The sequence below is a fragment of the Chamaesiphon minutus PCC 6605 genome (assembly GCF_000317145.1).
GTDB classification, from domain to species: domain Bacteria; phylum Cyanobacteriota; class Cyanobacteriia; order Cyanobacteriales; family Chamaesiphonaceae; genus Chamaesiphon; species Chamaesiphon minutus.
Genome location: NC_019697.1, coordinates 1,772,087 through 1,794,265, shown reverse-complemented (window position 1 = coordinate 1,794,265; position 22,179 = coordinate 1,772,087). Strand labels below are relative to the sequence as shown.

Below are 22,179 nucleotides of genomic sequence, written 5' to 3'. Positions count from 1 at the left end.
ATTCTGGTGGGTAGGTCGCTACACTCGTCCCTTGCTAGTAGCTGTAACCCAGTTGATAGTAGTCCTCGCGGTCGAGCATCAGTTGCTCAAGCCGTGCGATTTCCTCAGCTTCAGCCGAGTCGATTTGGGCGAAATCAAATTTTCCAAGCGAGAGATTAGGTATAATGTTTGGAGACATATTTAGTCAAGAAGTTGAGTAGTTGTTAACAATTGACTCGTCAAAATCGACAAGCAAAGGGAGATACTTTGCTTGTCGATTTCTGTCACTACGGTCGCAGCAAGAATTAAACAATCGCACCCAGACAGCAGCAATTGGGGCTTTACGTTACCCCAATCACGACGGCAAGAATCTAGAACGGAATTTTATCGATGTCGTCGGTATCGATTTGGGAAGTGCGACCCCCATTGGTACCGTCCCCTTGAGTGGGTGCAACGGTCGATGACTGCACATCGATGGCGGGATGAGAATCAAGAGCTGGACTCCCCACAGTTGGATGAGCGGGTTGAGCCTCGATTTGGGGCTGTGGGTCGGCAGCGGGAATAAGGGAAATTGCCCCAACAGTAGGATCGGCAAGTAGCAGACGGGAACGCGGATTCATCAAGCCCACCACCATATCGGCGAGATCTTCATCGGTGCCGAGAAAGAAATCTTGCCAGTTATCAACTGTTGGCTCGACGTAACCATCGACATATAGGGCAGGAGATTTGATGGTTTCCCCGACACTTTTGCGGATCAGGTGAGGTTGAAACAAGCACAAAGCATTAAAGACTTCGTTGCGAGGGCTAAAGAAGACCTTGTTCGCCTGTGCCTGACACCGCGCTACGGCTACACAAAATTGCTGCCACTGCTCTGATAAAGTCGCTTGTTGTGCGCCTTTAGCCACTAACTTCAAGGGAATGTCGTGGAGTGGCTGCTTGTGTTCGTCGAAGAACATTACCAAGTAGATTTGGAAGTTCCCGATATTTGCGTCATCCTGATGCTGGCGATCCCACTTGCCAATGACGACTAGGGTTTCGTCTTCGAGAGATGCCTTGCGGTCGAACATCCCCAAACTAGAGACGGGAGTTACCACCATGCGCGGCTGTTGAAATAAGATCCCGACTTCAGTTTTGCCGTTGTTGTAGGCATACTGGGTAAGTTTGTCGGCATCTAAATCGCGCCAACCTGCTTTACTGGCTTGGGATACGGGCACGAAATAGCCGTACTGCTTGGGGTCTTCCCCGCGCAGCCCTTGGACGTAGGGAAACGAGAAGTCTGTGGCAGCATATTGGCGGCTGAGATACTTGTTTTCTGGGTTAGAGGTCATAAATTTCTGGGGATAAAGTGAGTAATGAAAGCACCAAAAAAGCACCAGTTGTTAAGACTGATGCCAGGGTTGAAGCTTGAAAAATAACAACTAGAGCAATTTTGCCACTGCAAAATTGGTAGGAATAAAGCATCGCCAAGAAGGCTCGAATATAGCGATTACTAATGAGTTAGCAGCACAAAAAAAAGCCCCAATAAGCATCGGGGCTTGAAGTGATGAACCAAAACAGTTTTGCAGTAGCAAAATTATCAATCCTAACGTTAACGAAAGCTGAATAACTATGATTGAAAGTATTTAATCATCGTTCTCTTTACGCTCCAGACGAGAAACCCGACGACTCAAACGACGAGTTTTCCGCTCGTTGACTGAAAGATCGTAATTAAGATCGTTTATCGAGTCTTCCTGGCGGCGGAAACCATCGCGGATGGCGACAAGCACGACTCCTTCGCTGCTCTCGACACGACGACGCAGCACCATAACATCCTCGCGGACAGCATCAAGATTATTAGCTAGAGCGGTTACTTTCTGCTCGATACCAGATACCTTTTGCTCAACAGCGGCTAAATCTTGCTTGGTCGCCATATTCTGCTGCATGGTAGCAATAGATTGGATCACCTGTGCTAATTGACTTTCAAGGCGGTCAAAACGTTCATCAGACATAATACAATTCCTATTGATATGATGGCTAAAACCTAAAACAATTTGGCGTTAGCCAAACATCCAACTAGTTATTTACAATTAACTTATGTAGTGACTTTAAAAGCAAGATGTTGAGGGTTTTGAGATAGCGGATTAGCACTAACTAATCTGCTATCTCTATTGTAAGCTATCGATCTTCTTCGATCGATCCCGTCTTCAAGAAATCTACCTGCAAACCCGAACTATCGATCTTCGATTGAAACCGTGCGATTAACTCGACAGCTTGAGTCGCTCTGGCATCATTGCCTTGCTGCTGATAGAGAGATCGAGCGATCTGCATATCTTCGATTGCCCCGACTAAATCCTCAATTTCCAGATATTTGAGCATCGCCCGATTGTTATAGCTATCGGCATCATCGTCCGCCAGTTCGATCGCGCGATCGTAGTCGGCAAGTGACCCTTGGTAATCCTGCTTGATATTTTTCAGTAGGGCGCGGTTGTAGTAAGTAACAGCATCATTGGGATCGAGCGAGAGTGCGCGATCGTAATCAGCTAATGCCCCCCGATAATCTTGAAGATTATCTTTTTTGATGTTGCCACGATTACTGTAAGCTAAGGCATGGTTGGGGTCTAATTCAATGGCACGCTCGTAATCGGACAATCCACCGTGGAAATCTTGAAGTTCGTAATAGTTTACGTTGGCGCGATGATAGTAATCTTCAGCATTACCCGCAGCAATTTGGATTGTGGAATCAGAGTTTTGCAGGTCTAGCATGGTTGATTCTTCCAACATAAATTTGACCGATAATTTCAAAGTTGAAGATGCCGTGTTGATTAACGCGGCATCTCTATTTTAACTATTTAATAGTCGGGTGTCGATCGCATCTTCATAAACAGCAAGCTCTAGTTTCATCTGCCATAATTGGGTGAGGAAGTCCAAGCCATAATCTTGAGATTCGCTCAGGTAATCCAACTCGAACACATCAGGGTCGGAGTATCTTTTCATTCCCCGAATCTTAATTTCATGCCAGTAGCCTTTAACTCGCTGACTGGGACGGTCGAGAATTTCACCCTCAATCTTCCAAACTAGGCGCAGCTTGGTAATCCACTCATCGCGTTCGGTGGGGACGTTGTAGCCCAAATAAACCAAGAATGCGGGAGTATTTGCCGTAGCGTTGTCCCAACCGTGAAGATCTCGCGAGGATTCACAGATGACTAAGCCTGGGAGCAATTCGTTAAATTCAAAATGTTGGAATTGAGTAGATGTTTGGGTTAGCATAAGAAATAATTAATTAAAGTTTTGGTCGGTTTCACGACCTTTTTTATGGGCACAAAACAATCGCCTACAAGCGCAGGGCTAAGAGGCGATCGATGTTAATGCAGCATACTTAGCACGGCACAGATTCAGCCTTGGTTTTGGCTTTCTTGGCGGCACGAGTAGCAGCGGCTTTTTGGGCGCGAGTTTGCGATTGTGCAGGTTGAGTGGTTGAGGGTGCGCTAGACTCAACATCAACAGCGGCAATCTCAGGCTCTACAACCGATTTAACATCGGTAGAGGATTCAGCACCAGTCGCTACCGCCGAATCTGCAATCTCAGCAGAAGCGGGTGCGGGAATCGAGACGATTACTACTACACTGGAAATTAAAATACCGATAGTGGCAAGCTGTTTACCTAAGCGGAATTTGCCAGTTACCACCAGTTGCGCTTCAGGCACGAATAGGCGTTGATTGACTTCGGTATTGGCAACTGCAAAATTGACGAGGATATCGGCATCGATCGCAGTGCCAGTAATATTGTTGGTGTCAGTTTGAACGGTAAGAATCAACAGATTGGGAGTAGCAGTACGCATGAGTTTTATCCTGGTAAAGTGTGTTTGAAAATGCAGAGTGCAACAAAATTAACCCCTAACGAATTAGGGGTTAATTTGGTAGATAGAGATGAGAGAAAACAACTACAACGAGTCCGCTTTAACGAGCCGTTCTAGCTGTAAATCCGAGACGGTCACAACAGGTTTAGAGCGACGAACTTGGTCGGAGTCGAGAAAATCCTCGAATACCATATCGCCAACAACCGAAACCTGAGCATTCTTGACAACAAATTGAGCGGCTTTGACGAGGGCAGCCTCGGTGAACTTGAGCAGGTACCAATCGGTAACACCTTCAGCAACGGTAATGCCAAGCGGGACTTCGGCAACTAGGGTGTGACCGGAACCATCGGGCAGTAGGTTATCAATAGTGGAAACAGCGCGACCGATCCGACCAGAGAGAGCAACTAGCATAAAAGATTCCAGAGAAAGAAACACTAAAACAATCCGGTAGCTACCGGATTGTCCTCGCTTATTACTAATCTTCAAAGCTAGAGGTCATCTACAAGACCTCTCTAGTAAGCTTTTCAAAATGGGACATTATCGGCTGAATCTACTGTTTGTGAATGTTTGCTATTGTTTGTAAACATCGAAACAGTTATCTTGTTTGAATCAACCGATTGTAAATGTTTATTGTTCTCTATAAATAGCAAAACAGCTATCTTAAAGCGGTTTTTGCAACTAATTATCATGCCGAAATATCTGTCACATTGAGTAATTTTAAACATACAAAATTCTAGAAGAAGAAACACCAAAACAATCCGGTTACAACCGGATTGTCCTCGCTGGGCAATGATTAATGTCGAATGCCGAAATTGCAGAATTTTTGGACATCAGAACCGTTAAAAAAAGTCTGTACCGACCCCAGAGAACTACACAACTAGCTAGTTTTAGCGCAAGCGGTGACAGCAAGAGGCGGACACTAGAAACCCAGATGCGAAGCCGATCGCAGTCGTCCGCGTCTGCTGTCAAAAACTAGCCGCCCTCCGCAGGAGTCTTGGGTCTATGCCTATAATATTTTAGCGACTTCGCGATGAACGTTGGATCTGGGGTTGGGGTTCGTTGGCGCGTTCGCTCATTGCATCAAGCCGTTGCTTATCTGCCATCGATATCGATACCGCAGAGTTTTGGTATTCATCCGGTAACTGCTCTACAGTCGCTCGACCTTGCATGAACGGCTCATTCAGATATGCAGTCTTGAGTTGCGTTCCCAGATCCATCAAATATTGAGTATTTGGGGCATCAGCTACTTTCACCGCTGCTTTGTACCACTGCACCACATCGGCTCTGGTGGGGCAATAAGAAGGAGACGGACGTTCGTGCATCGAGTCCAGGCGTTGTTTATCTTCAATTGAAATTGCAACTGTCGCATGGTGGTAATCATCGGGTAGAATCTCGACGCGCGGTTGACCCTGCATAAACGGCTCACCCATGTAAGCTGCCTTGAGTTGTTGTCCGATCTGGGTTAGATAGCGAGTGTCGTCCGCATTGTCAATTGCGATCGCGGCTTTGTACCAACCGACAATTTCCGCCCGATTGGGCACATATCTTTCTGGGGGAGGAGGTTGGTGTCGTGGCGTTTGTAAGGGGGGTAGATTGGGATTAATTTCGCGTTGCAGTACGATCGGTTCACCGCTTAAAATATCACTCACTGGCTGATGGGCGACAAATTCACGGACGTGTACCTCGATTTGGTGACTGTGGAACGTCCGCTCGTAGGTACCCTCATTCGAGCTGGGGATGGTGTCGGTGCGGTCGCGAGATTTCGGTACGAGCGTTCCCAATACTGTCATGCTGTCTCCATGAATGGTACTTACTTCCACCCCCCCAACGTTCACTCTAAACGCAAACTTAGCAGCAGTCCGATCGATTAAACCAGCATCAGTGAGTTCGGCGGTGGGAATTACCTTGCGCTTCTCATTTCCTACCACAATATCGATATCCCGTACCTTCCGAGTCACCGTTCCCGCAATAATGCTTCCTGGCGGCGGTGGCGGCGCACTCTTGAGGATGCTGCCTAGTTCGACCGTGGAGCCATCGGGGAGGATTGCCGAAACCATTGGCACCGCTCCAGCTCCTTCCTTTTTGATGAGGTTATCAATCCTGAGATCGAGCGTGGTATTGGCATCGGCGAGGATGCCACCATACTCGGTAACATGACCCAAATCCAACGTGCGCTTGGCTCCCAGGTAATCGCCCAATCGATCGGGTAAGATTTTAGTGGCGATTGACATCCCCGCGCTACTGTTGCGGACGCGGCGGTCGGTCGATTGATTGCCATACCAAATGGCAGACAGAGCCGCATCCTCGCGCTCTGGGGAAATGGCGGCTTTGAGGTTGGCGAGTACCTGAGTCATCACGGCTTTGTGACGGTCGGTATCGTTAATCATCATCCGAGGAGGATGTAGTTCGACTCGTCCCTGGAGCTTCACCGCGCCGCGCTGCTCCATAGCGGCATCTAATTTTTCTAGCTCGAAGTTACCCTGTTCTAGCATTTCATGGGCGGTAGAACCGAGAATGGCTATTTTATTGTCATTCGCATCAATGAGATTCACCAGATAAGGATCTGCCCTCGCGGTTAGATTTTTCTCGATCGAGAATCGATAGACCTGACTTGGTTCTAACTCCCAAACGCGATTTTTGTTGAGGGTATTCTTATTCTGGGCTTGAATCGTCCGGTGAACCTCGAATGTTTTGCCACTGTTAGCAGAGGTAATCGTGAGAGTGGGCTGTTTATCTTCAAATCGTTGTTCGTTTTGTCGGGCAGTAGCAACACCCAGGATATCTCGCGCCGCCCGATATTGGCTCACATAACCGTCAACCATTAATGAATCTTGGGGATTGTGAATCAATGGCACGATCTGACGAAAGGCAGCATTAAGATCTTCCCTGCCGATCTTGATGTCCCGCTGGGCTTGAAGAACGCTTTCAAAGATGTCATTAACCGCTCTTACATGTTCGCCAATCGGTTCGTAAGTATTTGCAGGTAAAACCGTACTCAATCCGCGTGGCGGCGATTTATCGATACTGTAGACCCAATCGGCTTTTAACTCCGCTCTAACTTCATTCTTTTGATAACACAGAGCTAGTCCGAACTTAAATAGATCTTCATTGATTCCGTTACTGCTTTTAAGTGAATCGACGGCGACTTGAAGTTGACTGGCAACAGGATATTCAGCGTAGTCTTTGAGGATCTTCGCAACTTGGGCAAGCCCAGTCGTGGCAACCTCGATCTGACGTTCGGGGGTGGTTCGCTCTAGCGGAGAAATCGAGTGATTTAGTGCTGTGACGCGATCGATTCCAGCCTGAAGATCTAAGGCGGGAAGCCCTGCATTAATTAAGACATCATTGCTGGGAATAGCCTTTAGTTTCTCGAACGCCGTCCCAATTTTATTAAGTAAAACGGCTTTTTCATTAGCTGGGGTATTAATGGCATTTTGCGCCAACATTTGCAGGTTCATCCCTAAATTTGCCACCTTGGAGATGGGATTGGCAGCCACATTAGTCCAGGCGGTAAAGATTGCTTCTGAGATTGGTTGATTCTGGGATTGTTCCCAACGATGCGGCTTTTTTGTAGCTTTCTTAATCTGTTGGGGTCGATGCTCTAAACTAGTCGCGACCGCTAATTCATCAACCGATAAAGGGAATGTGCCAAGCTCAAAATCCGTACCCAACTCAATCGATTGCGCCAGAGCAGCATGGAAAGCTTCATAACGCCTGGAGGGAGATTGGGAAGCTGACACCACCTCGCGCAGAGCAGCGATGAAAGCATTGGGATCTTTAGCAATGTAGCCGACAAACTGACCGAACCTATCGCCATCAAAGTCAGAGATGGCAATTTCTTTAGCAGTCCAAGGGTTGACATAAACCACTCCCCGCTTGTTGTAGGATTCAGGATCTACATCTTTAAGATCGAGGTTATTTACCCCCAAGGCAAAAGCCGACACATTAGGCACTGGGGAGCGGTAAAAAGCTACTACCGCTCCATGCGGGAGCTTGCGGTTGCAGATTTCCCAGACATCCAACTTACCATGATGTTGAGCTACAGCAGAAGGGACTTCGACCCCACTAGTGGCTGCATCGATCCAGCTAGTCCGTAAGGCTTCGGTCAACCGCCGCTGAATCGTCGGCATTTGCGTGAGTTCGCCATTGACATCGAGGACTAGCAAGTCGGCAAGGGCATCTTTTTGGCGTACCTGTCCGCTCACCTCGCCATTGTCATCGATGACGATCACCAGATTCGACTTTTTGCGGCGATCGTCTTCAATATACTTTTGACCCAGTAAATACGGATCGACGGCAATTTCTGTCAGTTGACCCGCTCTAGCCAGTGCCAACGGATTTAGCTCTCGCTCTGTCGCAGTGGGAATACAGATTTTCACCTGCATCCCTACCGATTGTTCGCCCCATGTGGCAACTTCTTTACGCCCAATCCACAGAGTCGAGCCTTTATTCAGCTCCAAAATACCGACAGTATCGAGATCTACACCATTACCTTTGATGCAATTCTTACTGACGATCGCGGCGACACCCAAGCGTTCGCACCACTTACTCGTTTTCATCATCCCCTTAAACATACCTGGGGTATCGGTTATAGCTGCTCTAAACTGGATGACGCTTTCATCTGCTGCTCGATCTAGCAGTTTATTTATCGTTTTAGCCGTGTTCAGATGGACGTGGGATGTGCCGATTCTGCCGTTGGCGCGATATTCAGCCGCGATGAGGGCGACTAATTCATCCTCAACTTTATCGCCAGTAACTTCATCTAGCCACTCACCGACGACTCCCAATTCTGCGTTTAAGTCGTGGTCTGTGCGATTCGCGGACGCTACGCGAACGATCCCTCGCCGAATTATCGCGCTCACTTCCTTCTCTAGCAGCAGCTCCCGCATCAATCCAGTGGGCAAGAGCATCGTCCCGTCGCCCATAAGTCCGAGCAGATCGCCAACATCCTTAACGGGCTTGCCATCCCGATCTGTAAGCGGTACGCTGCCGACCGATTGTGCCTCGTCATCGATAATTAAGATCTTCCTTCCATTACCACCTTTGACGATCGCGTCTTTGTAGCAGTCAGAAATGGGTAAGGAGCCGTAGGCAACGGCATAATGGGCACTTTTATCCCCCAGTTCGTACAGGGGTGGCTCTCGCTCGTTGCCGATGAGAATTGCCTGGGCGGTCGCCGAGTCGGTAAAATAGGCAGAAACATATTTACCGCTGGTGCCACCCGTGAAGATGACGTGCTTACCTTGTTTGAGCAGCCGTTCATTATCTGATGGATTGATGCCCTCATAGAAATCGGCGGTATATAGTGGGGCGCGTTCTAAACCTCTGGCTCTGAGCCAGTGTTGCAGATACGCAATGTCCACTTCCTTGTAACTTTGAATTTGACCGTCAGTAATTGGATCGTATTGGAGAATCGGTCTACCTGTCTTGATATCAAACTCAGCAAATTTCAGCATGAGCGATTACCAACTAGTCGAGGTTGTTAGAGAGCATTGGGATTATGCGCGAGGTCAGGCAGTCCTTGTTCTATTCGCTCTTTTGCGCGTTGGTCTGCTCTCCTACCTGATTGGAGGCTAACTTGTACGCTAATTCGATCTTCGTACCGAGCTTCTGTTTCCCCGTCCTCGTAACTTACCGTCCTTCTCAGTTCTGCTTCAATTTCCCGATCGTCACTACGACACAGACGAGCCTCTTCGAGTTCTGCTTCTGTCGGTTCATAGTAGTCACCATAGTCTAGAAATTCAACTGACATCTGCCCACTAGCAAGTAAATCGCCAATGTCATCACACCCATACTTTGAAAATCCAGGGGGATCGAACTCCCAGTCCAGCCATTCTTGACGTGCGACAACCATGTTTCCTCCAGTGCTGGTAATTATGAGATCGATCGTGCCGTAACCAAATTTAATTCGCGATGTAGATCGCAGCAGATCGCTCTTGATTTTTACTATGTTAGCAATTACGATCCCGTTATCCCACTTCAATCAAAGCATTACATCTAGCAATACAAATGTATTGTCGGGCTGATGACCGATTGTAAATGTTACGGAATGCTCATAGCTATTATTACTACCGCCATTAACAACCATGAAGTTATTTTCTTCGACAGAGGAAACATTACAAATAGCCGCTAGCACTTCGACGATATAAGTAGTACTACCATCTTCTTCAGCATTAGAATCTACGATACTACTGGCAATAATTTTCTCGACAACAATCCGCTCACTTTGTTGATTACAGATCGGAGCAATCTCAATATCTAGAGTAGATAAGGAACCGAGCGAAAATCGTCGCCAAATTATTAACTCCCCTTTAATCAGTAAGTTTTCGGCTAATTGACAAATCTTGCTACTTAAACGATCCATGATTAAAAATTAATACTCTAGATAATTATCCTGCATCAACCCATAATTACTTGGAACTGTAAGAAAAGATTGGGAGAGCGGATTTATCCATTGTGAAACGGCAAAGTTATCACTCGATCGCTCGCACATAGCAAGTACGTCAATCGTCGCCTGCACGTACTGGTGGCAAAGCTGACCCCTTCACGGCAATCGACGAACGATCGTCAATTTCAAGCTTACTGGTTTGACAACAACGAGGCACGAATCGTGCAGAGCCGACTCTGATTGTCTTGTCTTGACGCGCTGCTTGATGCGCTTCCTTGCGCCGTCGCACGGCGCGGAGCGCATCCGCTTTTTACGGCGGGACACCCGCTGAGCGCGCGTCGCTGACCGAAACACATGCACCAGGGTTCCTCCGCGTGATTTCGGTCGCTGGTGAAACGCCGGATCGCAAATTTACTAAGGATCTGCCGCAATCTGAGGATCGAGATCGCGCGCGTGCATAAAGTCGCGGGAGGCACCAAGCAGGTCGTCGAGTTTGTCGCGTTTGAGCAGACCCCGCACCAAATAGGCAGCAGCCAGACGGGGAGCTAGCAGTATCGCTTTGTCGTAATCGGCTAATGCACCTACCGAATCGCCAAGCTCTTTATGCTTGAGCGTACCGCGATTGTAGAACGCCTCGGATAGAAGAGGATCGAGCGCGATCGCTTTGTCGTAATCGGCTAATGCACCATCAATATCCATCAGCTTTACATTTTTTAGCAGCCCACGACAGTTGTAAGCCGCAGCGAAGGTAGGGTCGATCGAGATCGCCAAATCGTAGTCGGCAAAAGCGTATTCGATATCTCCGAGTTCGTATTTAATCAACCCGCGAGTGGTATAAACAGAAGCATCGCGAGGATTGAGGAGGATCGCCACATTGAGGTCGGCTAAGGCTCCCGGAATGTCACCTAATTGCTGATACCGAACCAGGCCGCGATTGGCATAAGCGACAGCATAATTGGGGTCGTAGCCAATGGCTGAGTCGAAATCGGCGATCGCCCCCTGGATATCTCTACAGTATGCAAACTTAAATGAACCGCGATAGTTATAAGCTCTGGCATAGTTAGGGGCAAGACAAACTGCCCGATCGTAAGCAGCTAAAGCACCTCGCTTGTTGCCGATTTGGGATTGTCGATTGCCAAGTGCAATATAGTCATCTGAGGCAATGATGAGATCGTGCTGTTCGGGTAACTTATCTAACATCATCAGTTGGGGTATTTCAGAAGATTATTGTACCGTAATCGGTTAGTGTGATGACTCGTTGGCGTAGCCTCTGTGCAAGAGAATCGGTTTGTTTGGCTAGAGAACGTGAGGATCGTGCCAGACGATCCTCTTTACAAGCCGAACCTTCTAATTGGGATTGAGTCGAATCCCCAATTTCAGAGCCGGATTATTAACCCACCGATCCCCCACATGGGTGTAAATCGCCGTGGTCTTCGGATTGACATGACCCAATAAGTCCTGAACTTGACGCAAGGATGCTCCATTCTGAATCGCTAAAGTCCCCGCAGTATGCCGCAAAGAATGAGCCGATAAAATCCGTCCATCCCCATGTTTGAGATTGAGGGCTTCGAGATAACTATCAACAATAAATCTAATCCCACGTCTTGATAAGCGACGATCCTCACGGTCGGGGTCGATGTGATGGCGCGGATGATGGACGTTGATAAATAAAGGAGTAGCAGCCGCCGTACTAAATTTAGCCTGTCTTCTGGCGAGTAAATAACGATCGAGTACATCCACCAAATCGGGAATCAGCGGCACAACTCGTTGTTGTCGCTTACTCATGACCGTAATCCCCACCCCAGTTGGATCGCGGCGAATATCCCCCACATTCGCCCGATGCGCTTCCATCGACCTGACCCCTTCGAGGGTCATCAACCCCAACAGGAAACGGTCGCGGAGGACTTTTATTGGTGTAGATTTAGCCAGTGGAGCCTGGAGGAATGTCTCTGCTTCACTAGCAGTCAAATAAGTGATTGAGTCAGCCGGATCGCCGCGTTGCTTTGGTGCTTTTACGCCCCAGACGGGGTTATGCGAAAGTAGACCATATTCCATCGCTGCATCGTACATGCGACTCACAGCGACTAATTTGAGGGCAATGGTGGCAGGTTTGTATTGCTGTTGAACTAAGTTATGGCGGTAGATTTTAATCGCATCCCGCGTCACTTCTAGTGGTTGGAGTTGATTGACCTCACACCAGAGCAAGTACTGTTTCGCTTCGCACCAATAGGTACGGATGGTTTCGCCACTAGCACCGCCGGATGCCACATCGAATTGGAGGAAGCTGGTAAATGCGGCAATTAGGGGATTGGCATCGAGGACAAAAGTGGGTGTACTGGTGGTAGTACTAGTGGGTTGCTCCATTGAATTTAGCCTGATGCACGCAGGTATTTAGGTCATCATCAATTCCATCAGTTTTAATAATTCCAGGGTGGCAATAAATTGCTGGGAAATTTGGGGGGATTAGATCTGTTCTTTAAATATACCGCTAAGTGCTATTAGCGGTATATGCTTTTTCTGTAGTTTATACCAGACAATGATTAGAGCTAATTCTCAAATTTTGAGGTGTTCGATCGAAAAGCCAACAGATCCACTCCGATTTGAAGAGGTGGAAAAGTCAGAGAATATTCACAGAGCGGGATAAATCTAAACTAGATCTGCCAAAATATTAATACCGCTCGCCTGATGTTTATGGCGATAATCGTCGCAGCGATTTAGGGTGTTGAGATTAGTGGTGTTGATAGAAATTTTCAGGAACAGCCACTCAGCAGGAAGATCCGAAGAAGAACGAGTGAATTCAGGTGAGTTGGTTACTAGAGTAGGTTTAAATACAGGAATTCGCATGGAATTCACGAGGTAGGCAAGAGAGCGACTTTATTTACCACAAAGATGAGCATTCTAGCGCAAATTAAGAGCGCGACAATGAATTTTATCTTGCCCATAGTTTCTCAAGCACTTGTCCAGAGGCACTTTCACGTTATACATGAGAGATTCTCCAACGCAAAAGGACTTTAACTAGTACCATTCTCATTACTGGTTCTGGCAAGCTATCTCAGTGTTGATTAAGTTCATAAATCACTTCAGATGAGATGTTGCCCGATGCCAGGTAATTTGTTTAGCAACCTTATTGATGTCTAGCATGGGGAAGGCTTTAGGCTTTAGGGGATGAATGTTTCAAAGAGTTTTGAGCTAACTCACAGCTTGCACTGCTGGTGCAAGCTGTGAGTTAATTCATCATCAAGCTCCGCACCCGATTTTGGAGCTGAAGACTGGAATGTACCGCCTGAGTAATGTAATTGAACCTGTCGATACTCAATCCTTTCTTAGCCGCAATCGTCTCAGATTGATTGCAATATCTGACAAACAGCGATTTTGCTTCGCTATTGAGACTCTCCATCGTAGTAGGCTGACTGCAAATTAGATTAGGTAAGGGTGCCTTACCATTGGCGCGGCTCACTTGCGCGAGTGCTGATTGGCGGATTGATTCTATTTCTAATATAGTCGCAGCATAATTGCGAAGCTCAGGATCTTTGAATTCATCTGCCCGCGCTACTGTAGCAAACAGCAAACTGGGTTGTGAGGCAGCAAGATCGGGGATTGTACCACTTAAAATACCGAGTAAACCAGTGAGAATGCCCAGCAATAGTGGGCGAGTCGAACGATAAAATTGACTAGCGGAGCGGGGGGTTGTCATATCACCAAGTGTGAAACCAATCGATCGAACTTTGGTTTGAGGTACACTCTCTTTGAAGTGCTTGATAGTTGATAAGTTCCTGGGTGTCTCAATACAGTAAGACTATCTATCTATAGATAGATAGATCTTAACGAATATTTGCTGGGTTGTACAGTGGCAACGATTATTGTCGGGTTGAATGGCTGGTTATGAATCCAGACATTCTCAGGATGGCTGAACCCTAGCTGATAAAAGAGAAGAGTTAGGTGTGACAATTAATTTAATAGAATAAGCTGCCGATCTTAGATATTATTTTCAATAAACTCTTTGTTATTATGAATATTTATTCCCGACTAATTTTCCCCACATTAATCGATCTAGTGATGTCTGGGGAGGATTTTGCCAACTATCGACGGATAGTCCTCGCCGATGCAGTAGGATCGGTATTAGAAATTGGCTTTGGTACTGGTTTGAATTTAGCTTATTACCCGACAGGTCGAGTACAGAAAATTACGACTGTTGATGTCAATCCAGGGATGAATAAACTCGCACAAAAGCGGATAACCGCTAGTTCAATCGAGGTAGATTATCGGGTGCTAAATGGAGAAAAATTACCGATGGCAGACGATATATTCGATACAGTAGTTAGTACCTGGACACTATGTAGTATTAAACAGGTAGAAATAGAGATCGCTGAAATTCATCGCGTACTGAAACCAAGTGGTAAATTCCTATTTATCGAACACGGATTGAGTAATGAGCCAAATATCCAAACTTGGCAACATCGAATTACTCCCATTCAGAAAGTAATTGGTGATGGCTGTCATCTCGATCGCCCGATTCGCCTATTAATTGCTAAACAGTTTAATAATTTAGATATTCGAGAATTTTATAGCCCTAACACACCTAAAATTGGCGGATATTTTTATCAAGGAATTGCAATTAAGTAATAGTAAATACAAGAGCTGCTAAATAGAAATAATTTAGATCGATAAAAGTTAGTTGAGATTTTAAAGTAGGGGAAAAAACAACAGACTAATCGATCGATAGGCAGATTTGGATAGAAAAAATAATCATCGAAGCAATTCATGCTAGATGGGATATAGAAATAAAAGATAGTCGCATTTATGATATCTTAAAAGAGATAGTTCGCTGTTTGGCTGAAGAAATTGGGTTTCGCTGCGATCGCCTCTACAGAAACTGGCTTACATTTACGATGAACTTTATCCGCCCGACGAATCCATGACTGCACCTAAGCCCCTGAAGCTGAATCTCAAGAAACGACTTTGGCAGCATCAGCCTCTGATCATTGTTTTAGCGAGTGGCATTTTAATGGGGTTAGCACCTGCTCCCCTTAATTTCTGGGTTCTGGCATGGGTTGCATTGGTGCCGCTATGGGTTTTAGCAGTAAAATTTAAGAGCAGCTTCAAAACGTTGCTCCTACAAGGATTGGTTTGGGGCATTGGGTATCATGGACTGGCATTATCCTGGATTACTGGCATTCACCCCATGACCTGGATGGGAGTCAACTGGTGGGCAAGTCTAGCAATCGCCCTCTTCTGCTGGTTCTTCATCACGCTGTGGGGGGCTATCCTGGTTGCGCTGTGGGCAGGGATATTTGGACTTATTTGTCGCTCTCTACCTCAAACATCCAACTTGAGAATTGCTCTCAGTCGTGTCCTGATTGGAACAGCCCTTTGGTGTAGCCTGGAATCCCTCTGGAGCCAAGGACCGCTTTACTGGAGTGCTCTGTCCTACACGCAAAGTCCTTTCAACTTGTCACTCCTGCATCTAGGGCAAATTTCAGGTCCTCTCACCGTAACCGCCGCCATTATTACTGTAAATGCCTGGATTGGCGAAGCATGGATTAACCGCAAAACTGTAACTCGCCCTATCTATTTCAACCGTAAGTATTTGTGTATCGCTGCTGGAACATTCATCACTCTGCATCTAATCGGCTTTACCTTGTACAATCGTCCGCTCGCTCGACCTTCAGCATCAGCACTGAAAGTCGGCATCATTCAGGGCAATATTCCAAACGAAATCAAGCTTTACGAAGAAGGCTGGCAACGCGCTCTTAAAAACTACACTGAGGGCTACCAGATACTGGCAAATCGGGGGGTTGATGCCGTCCTCACTCCAGAGGTTGCTTTACCTTTTCGATGGACTGAGCCAAACCGCATTCAAAATACCTTCGATCGAACCATTTTGGCAGAAAAAGTTGTGGCGTGGGTTGGAGCCTTGGGTACGCAGGGGAATCACTCGACTAATAGCCTGTTTACCGTTATGGGTAATGGGCAGACCCTCAGTGAATACCGGAAAGTCAAGCTAGTGCCATTGGGCGAGTACATTCCCTTTGAGCGATGGTTGGGTAAATTCATGAATCGCCTCTCACCCCTCAAAACAAATTTAATTGCAGGTCAATCCAACCAAACCTTCAATACTCCCTTCGGTCGAGCGATCGTGGGTATCTGCTATGAGTCTGCCTTTGCCGAGCATTTTCGCGCTCAAGCAGCGGCAGGAGGGCAGTTCATTCTCACCGCTTCTAACAATGCCCATTACAGCCCAGCCATGCCTGCTCAACATCATGCTCAGGATGTCATGCGAGCGATTGAAACCGATCGCTGGGCAGTGCGTGCTACTAACACAGGTTACTCCGGCATCGTAGACCCGCATGGACGAACCCGATGGCGTTCCAACTTAAATACCTATGAGCTTCACAGCGATACAATTTATCGCCGCTCAACTCAAACCCTTTACGTCCGGTGGGGAGACTGGCTTACCCCCTTGTGGGTAGTAGCAGGATTGACAGCCTGGTTGTTCAACAGTTTTAAACGAAACCGTAACCTGCTGTCACAAAATTAAGGACATGAATAGGCGATGACCCAGAGGTGCTTCCTAGTCCATTGAATAGCTAAAGCAGATTGTTGTTCCAAATGTTTTTTATAAAATAGGTCTAAATCGAGTGAGGATAAGAGTCAAAAATCAAACCTTCTGGTATGCAGCTTTGCTCAGTTTAATAATTGACCAAGCCAGCAAATTTTTGACCGTTCAATTTTTCGATCTGGGTCAGACTTTGCCGCTTCTTCCAGGTGTATTTCACCTGACCTACTTCACCAACAAAGGTGCTGCATTCAGCTTGTTCTCCAATAGTGGTGGATGGCTGAAATGGATTTCTCTAGGAGTCAGTCTGGGTCTCGTTGTACTCGCGCTCCGCGCTAACCTCAGCCGTTGGGAGCGAGTGGGTTATGGTTGCATCTTAGGAGGAGCTTTAGGAAACGGGGTCGATCGCTTTGTCAAAGCGGAAGTCGTCGATCTTCTAGACTTTCGCCTCATTAATTTTCCAGTTTTTAACTTGGCAGATGTAGCAATCAACATTGGGATTGGTTGCTTGCTGGTTGCAGCGTTTCAAGAAAGGCAGCGTAGCGATCGAGCGCAAAGAAACAAACGTTAGAGCTTCAGCTAAATTTTCCTTAAATGCATAAACATCAAAAATCATCCCGTTCCCTGATTAATATTGCTGGAATTGTGGCGTTTGCAACCCTAATCAGCAAACTATTTGGGCTGCTGCGATCGCTTGCTGACGCAGCATTCGGTGTTGGAGTAGTCGTTGATGCCTATAACTATACTTATGTGATTCCAGGTTTTCTACTGGTATTGTTAGGTGGCATTAATGGACCCTTTCACAGTGCAATTGCAAGCGTTCTATCCAGGCGCGAGAAAGCGGAAGCAGAAACCATCACAACCTTGGTGGGTGGAGCACTGCTCTTGGTCACGGTTGGGCTAATCCTCTTTGCTGATCCATTAATTGACTTGGTGGCTCCAGGGTTAAGCCAAAATTCGGCGTTGCTGAATCCAAGTATGATGAACGATCTTTTCGATCGCTGAAACCATAGGTAGGGGTAATTCATGAATTACCCCTACCTATGGTTTCATACATTAATTCAGCAACGCCCAAAATTCTTATGGATTAGAGGTGCGGGCGATCGCCGTTCAGCAGTTCCGCATTACGGCACCAATGGCATTGCTTGCTGGATTGATTGGTATTGGGTTTGGTGCGCTCAATGCCGCACATCAATATTGGATCCCTTCACTCAGTCCCCTATTTTCCAGTGTTACGGTACTACTGGGTTTGGGATTTCTGACGCTTTTTTCAGGAAGCAAAGTCATAAATTCTCAATATGCCCTGTTGGGCGAATTGGTGCTTGCTTACGCAACCCTGGCAGGCGCGTTACTGCAATGGATCGTGCAAATTCCTTCTCAGTGGCAAACTGGAATGGGTACGTTACGGCTCTGGTTCAATTTCCGCCATCCAGCCGTGTAAGTAGTTATTCGGGTCATGGGCCGCAACTTTCTCTTCCGATATGTTGCACATTAATGTTTACACAGGGTGCCTCAAATCGCTACCTCTGACTTGACTAATACCCCTATTTCTAAATATGTTTCAAAAAATCTACTATCGATTGCTTTTTTCATACCTGGGAGTTCTTACCTTCACTCTAGGAACATTTGCGATCGCGATTCGAGTTGCTTTTATCTACAACATGAAGCAGCAAATTACAGACAAACTAACATTACTAGGAAGGAGTGCTGCTGTGAATGCAAGGCTTGAGGGAGATCGTCTCAAGCTTGAGAATTTACAGTCTGTACAGAATTTGATGAGGCAAGATCAAGCTTTACAATGGTTCAATTCGCGAAGAGAGTTAATCACCCAACAAGGTAAAGCTACAATCGCGTCGCCACTGTTGGACAATGCACCTGTGCAAATTCAGGAGAATAATGACAGTTATATTCAAGTAGTAACATTACCGATTATCAGCGGCAGTAATAGCCAGGTGATTGGCTATGTGAGAGCAAGTCAGTCTCTAGAGGAGCGCGATAGTATTCTCGGTGAACTGGATTGGGGTTTGGGAAGTGGAATGGTAATCGCTTTAGTGCTCAGTGGCATAGGTGGATTTGTTCTGACTCGTCAGGCGATGCAGCCTGTTGAAAAGAGCTATCAGCGCTTAAAGCAATTCACAGCACATGCGTCACATGAACTTCGTAGTCCTTTGATGGCGATTAAAGCGAGTGCACAGGTTGCGATGCGTCATCCAGAGGCGATGCGCCCTGATGATGCTGAGGAATTTCAGACAATTCTACTAGCGGCCGATCAAATGACCCGCCTTACAGAAGATTTGTTACTATTGGCTCGTGATACTATCCCTTGTCAGAGTTGGAACACAGTTGATTTAGCAGCACTTTTAGAGAGTTTGGTAAAACAGTACCAGTCTCAAGCGATCGCTCAAAGCATTCACTTGAGCACTCAAATTACTCACCCTTTACACGTAGTTGGTAACAGCAGCGAGTTGACCCGATTGTTTAGGAATTTGCTAGATAACGCGCTGTACTACACCTCCTCATCCGGATCTGTGGAAATCAGGGCGAGCCGAATTGCTTCTCAAATCTCTGCCAACATTCAAGATACAGGTGTAGGAATTGCACCAGAACATCTTGAACATATTTTTGAACGGTTTTGGCGTGCCGATCAATCGCGTTCTCACAAAAACGGAAAATCAGGCTTGGGCTTAGCAATCTCTAAAATAATTGCTGAACAGCACAATGGCTCTATTACAGTCACAAGTCAGCTTGGAGATGGCAGTTGTTTTACTGTTCGCTTAGCCAGTGCAATTCCTGAAACACAATGAACAAACAGAGTCACTGAGATAATTGCCTCGATCTAAAAGAGTGTTTGAGCAGTGTCGTTCGTGGCAGCATTCTGCCTTGAAATAGCAGATCCGGCCGATCGACGAAAGTCCATTTCTAATGGACTGAGAATTTGAAACTCGCGCTGAATCTACTTCAGTAGGCTTTCTATCATCAGCCCAAAATTCTATTTCAGGGCGAGAACGCAACGCAACGAAGAAACAATCTATACGTTTCAAACATCCTCTTAGCGGTTCGATCGCGTAAACATCCGAAAATATAACGATTGCATTGCCTCTTTAATCGGGAACAGCACATAGGTAACCGGGTTGATCGTCACGATGATGTCCCGAAAATTGCGTTTTGCCAGAGCCACAATCGCCCAAGCGACATCCGATGCTGACATCACCCCGTAAGGATTTAATTGGCTCTTAAACGGACCGAGAATCAGCTTGCGAATAATACAAGGCGCATCGAGTCGCCGCATCGTAATCAAATCGCCCAACGCCCGCTTCGAGAGCTCGTATAAAGGACTGAATGCCGGATTGACTTCCGCCTCTGAAGTGTTAATCCAAAGCTCTTTGAGGACTTTATGCGAGGATTCAGTCACGGTGTCTAAGAACAATTCCGCCAGCTTCCAAGTCGAGAAAGTGTTGATTTCATAAGACTTCTGGATCGCTTCCGGGGAACGATCGCCGTGGACATTCACGCCATGATTGAGGATAAAAATATCGACTTTCTGAAGGCGAGATCGCAGTTCTTCTTCGGCTCCAATCCGCCACTGCAACACCTCGACTTTAGAATCGAATCGAGCCGTATCGTTCGTGGTCAGCGCCACCACTTTCGCCCCATGTTTCGTTAACTCTGTTACCAATGCCTGTCCGAGCGTCCCGGATGCGCCCGTTACCGCCACAACCTTATCTTTTAGAAACAAACTAGCTCCTAGCATTTTACCTATGATTGTAAAGTGACCACAGAAATAAGCATTCGGTCGATCGAAATGATGTTACCAGTGATAGGTACGATTCACAATCCACGGCTTGGGCAGATTCAATCAAATCGCCGGGTTTGTGGGTGATATCGGTTTGTAAAAGCAGTCCTTGCAATCGCGCTAATGCAGGAATTAAAACACCAACGGATATAGCAATCGGAGCCAGCATTCTGACATCTGGGTGAGTCCTGCGGGGAGCGTAGTCGCACTAAACATCGCCATCGCTGCTGAAACTCTCCAACTTCCATCAGCTTGGAAGTTGGAGAGCATAGATTGAGCGTGAGGGTAATGACGACTGATTACTTTGCCGATCTAATCACTATTCGCCTCTTCTAGACAGAGAATCAGCTATCGGAAAGCGTTATGCAGCAAAATAGTTCAATGCATTCCAAGCATAATGGCGCTTCAATCGAGTGCTCCACTCTAGTCGAGCCATCAACTCCTTGTGCCGAGCTTCAGAAACGCCGCCGATCTTGTACCAGTGCCACTCAACATACAGCTTGTTGATATAGTAGATCGAGCCATCCTCAATCATCTTCTCAAGAACAGGATATTCAGCGCCTTCAATATCCATTTTGATAACAATGTGATCGGATAGATCAAAATTGTTCAAAATCCATTGACTGAAGTCGATGCTCTCTACGTGCTGAGGATTTGCGTAATCAAGCTGTTTGCCATAGATAAATGGAACACGATGGCCAGGCATGACACTAGAGGTTTCAGGATGACCAACAAAGAAACTCAGCCCATTGTTTTGAGTCCAAACCGCTTTGTTGTACACTTCAACCCTTGCATCAGGATACTTTTCAATCCGGGTAGAAATTGTAGGAATCAAATCAGCGTTGGGTTCAAAAGCAAAGAACTCAAATTCAGAACGTGTCCTGATTGCTCGTTCTAACACTTTGCCGATATTGCTTCCACAATCAATGAAAATCTTTCTCATAGAATACCTCTTGTCTGTTCTGTTCGAGTGTGACTACAAAATGCAGGATGCGTATGTCTCGATCACTTGACCGCTGGTTGCATCGATCGCAGCCTGCTGCTTATCAACCTCCACTTCATACACAAACGTATTCCCTTCCTCGATCAATTCAGCGCGAGTGGCTTTGCCTTTTAGAGTGGCTTCTGCGGTTTGAACCGCTTGCTGAATTGGGACTTGAGGAGCAATTGTCACCGTCTGATTGTTAGAGGGTTTAATTCTAAAGGCAAATTATAGTATTGGCTTGGATGGGTAAGCTGCAAAAGCGCAACACCCATCATCACGCTAGAGTCAGGCTCACTACCCAAGATTGCTCATTTAACGACATCAACTAAAACAAAGCTTGCTAAGATAGTCTGGAAAAGGCCACTTAGAAAAGCCGCACGAATTTTTTTCGCCTGTGATTTACCAATTACATAAAGTGAGATTCCAAAAACTGCTGCGTCAGTAAGCATATCGAGGGAGTCAGCAACAAGAGCCGTCGAACGAGCTAAAGTTCCAGCAGTAATGCCGACGATAAACATTGCTGCATTGGCGGCGAAAAGTATCCTTAGAACTTTTCGCTGCGCTTTGTTTTTTGCCTCAAACTGACAACCGCAATCTGACATTGAGCCTCCTCGTCAATAGATGACTTGCCTAAAGTGTAGAA

At 46.5% G+C, this 22,179-nt stretch carries 24 protein-coding genes and 1 pseudogene; 5 read left to right on the top strand and 20 right to left on the bottom strand.

Annotated features, from left to right (window positions below; translation table 11 throughout):
* Positions 1 to 34: 34 nt before the first annotated feature.
* The 15 genes from CHA6605_RS33895 to CHA6605_RS08300 all read right to left on the bottom strand — a co-directional run bounded on the left by CHA6605_RS33895 (position 35) and on the right by CHA6605_RS08300 (position 13,896).
* Positions 35 to 178 carry a hypothetical protein gene (locus tag CHA6605_RS33895; RefSeq protein WP_015159035.1) on the bottom strand — a complete coding sequence of 48 codons (144 nt, stop codon included), beginning with the start codon at positions 176 to 178 and terminating at the stop codon, positions 35 to 37.
* A gap of 172 nt (positions 179 to 350) precedes the next feature.
* On the bottom strand, positions 351 to 1,307 hold the full coding sequence (locus tag CHA6605_RS08360; RefSeq protein ID WP_015159034.1) for a DUF5895 domain-containing protein: 957 nt from the start codon (positions 1,305 to 1,307) through the stop codon (positions 351 to 353).
* 294 nt (positions 1,308 to 1,601) lie between these two features.
* Positions 1,602 to 1,967 (bottom strand): hypothetical protein, encoded by a 366-nt coding sequence (locus tag CHA6605_RS08355; protein ID WP_015159032.1) that lies wholly within the window; start codon positions 1,965 to 1,967, stop codon positions 1,602 to 1,604.
* A 166-nt stretch (positions 1,968 to 2,133) separates the two neighbouring features.
* A complete protein-coding gene (locus tag CHA6605_RS08350) occupies positions 2,134 to 2,739 on the bottom strand; it encodes a tetratricopeptide repeat protein (RefSeq protein ID WP_015159031.1) in 606 nt (201 codons plus the stop codon).
* 60 nt (positions 2,740 to 2,799) lie between these two features.
* Positions 2,800 to 3,225: a hypothetical protein gene (locus CHA6605_RS08345; RefSeq protein ID WP_015159030.1), complete on the bottom strand. Its 426-nt coding sequence runs from the start codon at positions 3,223 to 3,225 to the stop codon at positions 2,800 to 2,802.
* 109 nt (positions 3,226 to 3,334) lie between these two features.
* Positions 3,335 to 3,796 (bottom strand): hypothetical protein, encoded by a 462-nt coding sequence (locus CHA6605_RS08340; RefSeq protein ID WP_015159029.1) that lies wholly within the window; start codon positions 3,794 to 3,796, stop codon positions 3,335 to 3,337.
* Between the two features lie 102 nt (positions 3,797 to 3,898).
* Positions 3,899 to 4,225, bottom strand: a complete 327-nt coding sequence (locus CHA6605_RS08335; RefSeq protein ID WP_015159028.1) for a single stranded DNA-binding domain-containing protein — start codon at positions 4,223 to 4,225, stop codon at positions 3,899 to 3,901.
* A 605-nt stretch (positions 4,226 to 4,830) separates the two neighbouring features.
* Positions 4,831 to 9,270 (bottom strand): hypothetical protein, encoded by a 4,440-nt coding sequence (locus tag CHA6605_RS08330; protein WP_015159027.1) that lies wholly within the window; start codon positions 9,268 to 9,270, stop codon positions 4,831 to 4,833.
* 26 nt (positions 9,271 to 9,296) lie between these two features.
* Positions 9,297 to 9,797 carry a hypothetical protein gene (locus tag CHA6605_RS08325; RefSeq protein ID WP_041547806.1) on the bottom strand — a complete coding sequence of 167 codons (501 nt, stop codon included), beginning with the start codon at positions 9,795 to 9,797 and terminating at the stop codon, positions 9,297 to 9,299.
* The gene (locus CHA6605_RS08320) at positions 9,798 to 10,178 is read right to left on the bottom strand and encodes a hypothetical protein (RefSeq protein ID WP_015159025.1); all 381 of its coding nucleotides are present in this window, start codon (positions 10,176 to 10,178) and stop codon (positions 9,798 to 9,800) included.
* Positions 10,179 to 10,317: 139 nt separating this feature from the next.
* Positions 10,318 to 10,491 carry a hypothetical protein gene (locus CHA6605_RS33890; RefSeq protein ID WP_157259921.1) on the bottom strand — a complete coding sequence of 58 codons (174 nt, stop codon included), beginning with the start codon at positions 10,489 to 10,491 and terminating at the stop codon, positions 10,318 to 10,320.
* Positions 10,492 to 10,616: 125 nt separating this feature from the next.
* Positions 10,617 to 11,405 carry a tetratricopeptide repeat protein gene (locus CHA6605_RS08315; protein WP_051038779.1) on the bottom strand — a complete coding sequence of 263 codons (789 nt, stop codon included), beginning with the start codon at positions 11,403 to 11,405 and terminating at the stop codon, positions 10,617 to 10,619.
* 144 nt (positions 11,406 to 11,549) lie between these two features.
* Positions 11,550 to 12,566 carry a tyrosine-type recombinase/integrase gene (locus CHA6605_RS08310; protein ID WP_015159023.1) on the bottom strand — a complete coding sequence of 339 codons (1,017 nt, stop codon included), beginning with the start codon at positions 12,564 to 12,566 and terminating at the stop codon, positions 11,550 to 11,552.
* Positions 12,567 to 12,848: 282 nt separating this feature from the next.
* Complete coding sequence (locus CHA6605_RS08305) at positions 12,849 to 13,046, bottom strand: hypothetical protein (RefSeq protein WP_015159022.1); 198 nt, start codon at positions 13,044 to 13,046, stop codon at positions 12,849 to 12,851.
* Between the two features lie 382 nt (positions 13,047 to 13,428).
* Positions 13,429 to 13,896, bottom strand: a complete 468-nt coding sequence (locus CHA6605_RS08300) for a DUF4168 domain-containing protein (protein WP_015159021.1) — start codon at positions 13,894 to 13,896, stop codon at positions 13,429 to 13,431.
* Positions 13,897 to 14,210: 314 nt separating this feature from the next.
* Between CHA6605_RS08300 and CHA6605_RS08295 the strand changes: the two genes are divergently transcribed.
* The 5 genes and pseudogenes from CHA6605_RS08295 (at position 14,211) to CHA6605_RS08270 (ending at position 19,562) form a co-directional block, all read left to right on the top strand.
* Positions 14,211 to 14,825 (top strand): class I SAM-dependent methyltransferase, encoded by a 615-nt coding sequence (locus tag CHA6605_RS08295; RefSeq protein ID WP_015159020.1) that lies wholly within the window; start codon positions 14,211 to 14,213, stop codon positions 14,823 to 14,825.
* A gap of 292 nt (positions 14,826 to 15,117) precedes the next feature.
* Positions 15,118 to 16,740: an apolipoprotein N-acyltransferase gene (gene lnt, locus CHA6605_RS08290; protein ID WP_015159019.1), complete on the top strand. Its 1,623-nt coding sequence runs from the start codon at positions 15,118 to 15,120 to the stop codon at positions 16,738 to 16,740.
* 106 nt (positions 16,741 to 16,846) lie between these two features.
* Entirely contained in the window at positions 16,847 to 17,329 is a 483-nt protein-coding gene (lspA, locus tag CHA6605_RS08285) for a signal peptidase II (RefSeq protein ID WP_041548951.1), read from the top strand.
* 23 nt (positions 17,330 to 17,352) lie between these two features.
* Positions 17,353 to 18,260: pseudogene (locus tag CHA6605_RS37195) on the top strand (lipid II flippase MurJ); the annotation flags it as partial.
* 54 nt (positions 18,261 to 18,314) lie between these two features.
* Positions 18,315 to 19,562, top strand: coding sequence for a sensor histidine kinase (locus tag CHA6605_RS08270; protein ID WP_015159017.1), 1,248 nt, complete (start codon positions 18,315 to 18,317; stop codon positions 19,560 to 19,562).
* Between the two features lie 245 nt (positions 19,563 to 19,807).
* Here the strand turns inward: CHA6605_RS08270 and CHA6605_RS08265 are convergent, their stop codons facing one another.
* From CHA6605_RS08265 to CHA6605_RS08245, 5 genes are all read right to left on the bottom strand, one after another.
* Positions 19,808 to 20,509, bottom strand: coding sequence for a bifunctional sterol desaturase/short chain dehydrogenase (locus CHA6605_RS08265; protein WP_041547799.1), 702 nt, complete (start codon positions 20,507 to 20,509; stop codon positions 19,808 to 19,810).
* Between the two features lie 174 nt (positions 20,510 to 20,683).
* On the bottom strand, positions 20,684 to 20,821 hold the full coding sequence (locus CHA6605_RS34995; protein ID WP_198288456.1) for a hypothetical protein: 138 nt from the start codon (positions 20,819 to 20,821) through the stop codon (positions 20,684 to 20,686).
* Between the two features lie 91 nt (positions 20,822 to 20,912).
* Complete coding sequence (locus CHA6605_RS08255) at positions 20,913 to 21,494, bottom strand: FkbM family methyltransferase (RefSeq protein ID WP_015159016.1); 582 nt, start codon at positions 21,492 to 21,494, stop codon at positions 20,913 to 20,915.
* 33 nt (positions 21,495 to 21,527) lie between these two features.
* Entirely contained in the window at positions 21,528 to 21,725 is a 198-nt protein-coding gene (locus CHA6605_RS08250) for a PepSY domain-containing protein (protein WP_041547794.1), read from the bottom strand.
* 119 nt (positions 21,726 to 21,844) lie between these two features.
* The gene (locus CHA6605_RS08245) at positions 21,845 to 22,138 is read right to left on the bottom strand and encodes a cation efflux transmembrane domain-containing protein (RefSeq protein ID WP_015159015.1); all 294 of its coding nucleotides are present in this window, start codon (positions 22,136 to 22,138) and stop codon (positions 21,845 to 21,847) included.
* Positions 22,139 to 22,179: the final 41 nt, after the last annotated feature.

Bases quoted from the DNA above. Each gene is read 5' to 3' on its own strand.
- CHA6605_RS08345 (WP_015159030.1), bottom strand. From the start codon at position 3,225: ATGCTAACCCAAACATCTACTCAATTCCAACATTTTGAATTTAACGAA.
- CHA6605_RS08315 (WP_051038779.1), bottom strand. From the start codon at position 11,405: ATGATGTTAGATAAGTTACCCGAACAGCACGATCTCATCATTGCCTCA.
- CHA6605_RS08360 (WP_015159034.1), bottom strand. From the start codon at position 1,307: ATGACCTCTAACCCAGAAAACAAGTATCTCAGCCGCCAATATGCTGCC.
- lnt (WP_015159019.1), top strand. From the start codon at position 15,118: ATGACTGCACCTAAGCCCCTGAAGCTGAATCTCAAGAAACGACTTTGG.
- CHA6605_RS08340 (WP_015159029.1), bottom strand. From the start codon at position 3,796: ATGCGTACTGCTACTCCCAATCTGTTGATTCTTACCGTTCAAACTGAC.
- CHA6605_RS08245 (WP_015159015.1), bottom strand. From the start codon at position 22,138: ATGTCAGATTGCGGTTGTCAGTTTGAGGCAAAAAACAAAGCGCAGCGA.
- CHA6605_RS08295 (WP_015159020.1), top strand. From the start codon at position 14,211: ATGAATATTTATTCCCGACTAATTTTCCCCACATTAATCGATCTAGTG.
- CHA6605_RS08355 (WP_015159032.1), bottom strand. From the start codon at position 1,967: ATGTCTGATGAACGTTTTGACCGCCTTGAAAGTCAATTAGCACAGGTG.
- CHA6605_RS34995 (WP_198288456.1), bottom strand. From the start codon at position 20,821: ATGCTCTCCAACTTCCAAGCTGATGGAAGTTGGAGAGTTTCAGCAGCG.
- CHA6605_RS08350 (WP_015159031.1), bottom strand. From the start codon at position 2,739: ATGTTGGAAGAATCAACCATGCTAGACCTGCAAAACTCTGATTCCACA.
- CHA6605_RS08310 (WP_015159023.1), bottom strand. From the start codon at position 12,566: ATGGAGCAACCCACTAGTACTACCACCAGTACACCCACTTTTGTCCTC.
- CHA6605_RS08300 (WP_015159021.1), bottom strand. From the start codon at position 13,896: ATGACAACCCCCCGCTCCGCTAGTCAATTTTATCGTTCGACTCGCCCA.
- CHA6605_RS08330 (WP_015159027.1), bottom strand. From the start codon at position 9,270: ATGCTGAAATTTGCTGAGTTTGATATCAAGACAGGTAGACCGATTCTC.
- CHA6605_RS08270 (WP_015159017.1), top strand. From the start codon at position 18,315: ATGTTTCAAAAAATCTACTATCGATTGCTTTTTTCATACCTGGGAGTT.
- CHA6605_RS33895 (WP_015159035.1), bottom strand. From the start codon at position 178: ATGTCTCCAAACATTATACCTAATCTCTCGCTTGGAAAATTTGATTTC.
- CHA6605_RS08305 (WP_015159022.1), bottom strand. From the start codon at position 13,046: ATGCGAATTCCTGTATTTAAACCTACTCTAGTAACCAACTCACCTGAA.
- CHA6605_RS08265 (WP_041547799.1), bottom strand. From the start codon at position 20,509: ATGCTAGGAGCTAGTTTGTTTCTAAAAGATAAGGTTGTGGCGGTAACG.
- CHA6605_RS08255 (WP_015159016.1), bottom strand. From the start codon at position 21,494: ATGAGAAAGATTTTCATTGATTGTGGAAGCAATATCGGCAAAGTGTTA.
- CHA6605_RS08335 (WP_015159028.1), bottom strand. From the start codon at position 4,225: ATGCTAGTTGCTCTCTCTGGTCGGATCGGTCGCGCTGTTTCCACTATT.
- CHA6605_RS08320 (WP_015159025.1), bottom strand. From the start codon at position 10,178: ATGGATCGTTTAAGTAGCAAGATTTGTCAATTAGCCGAAAACTTACTG.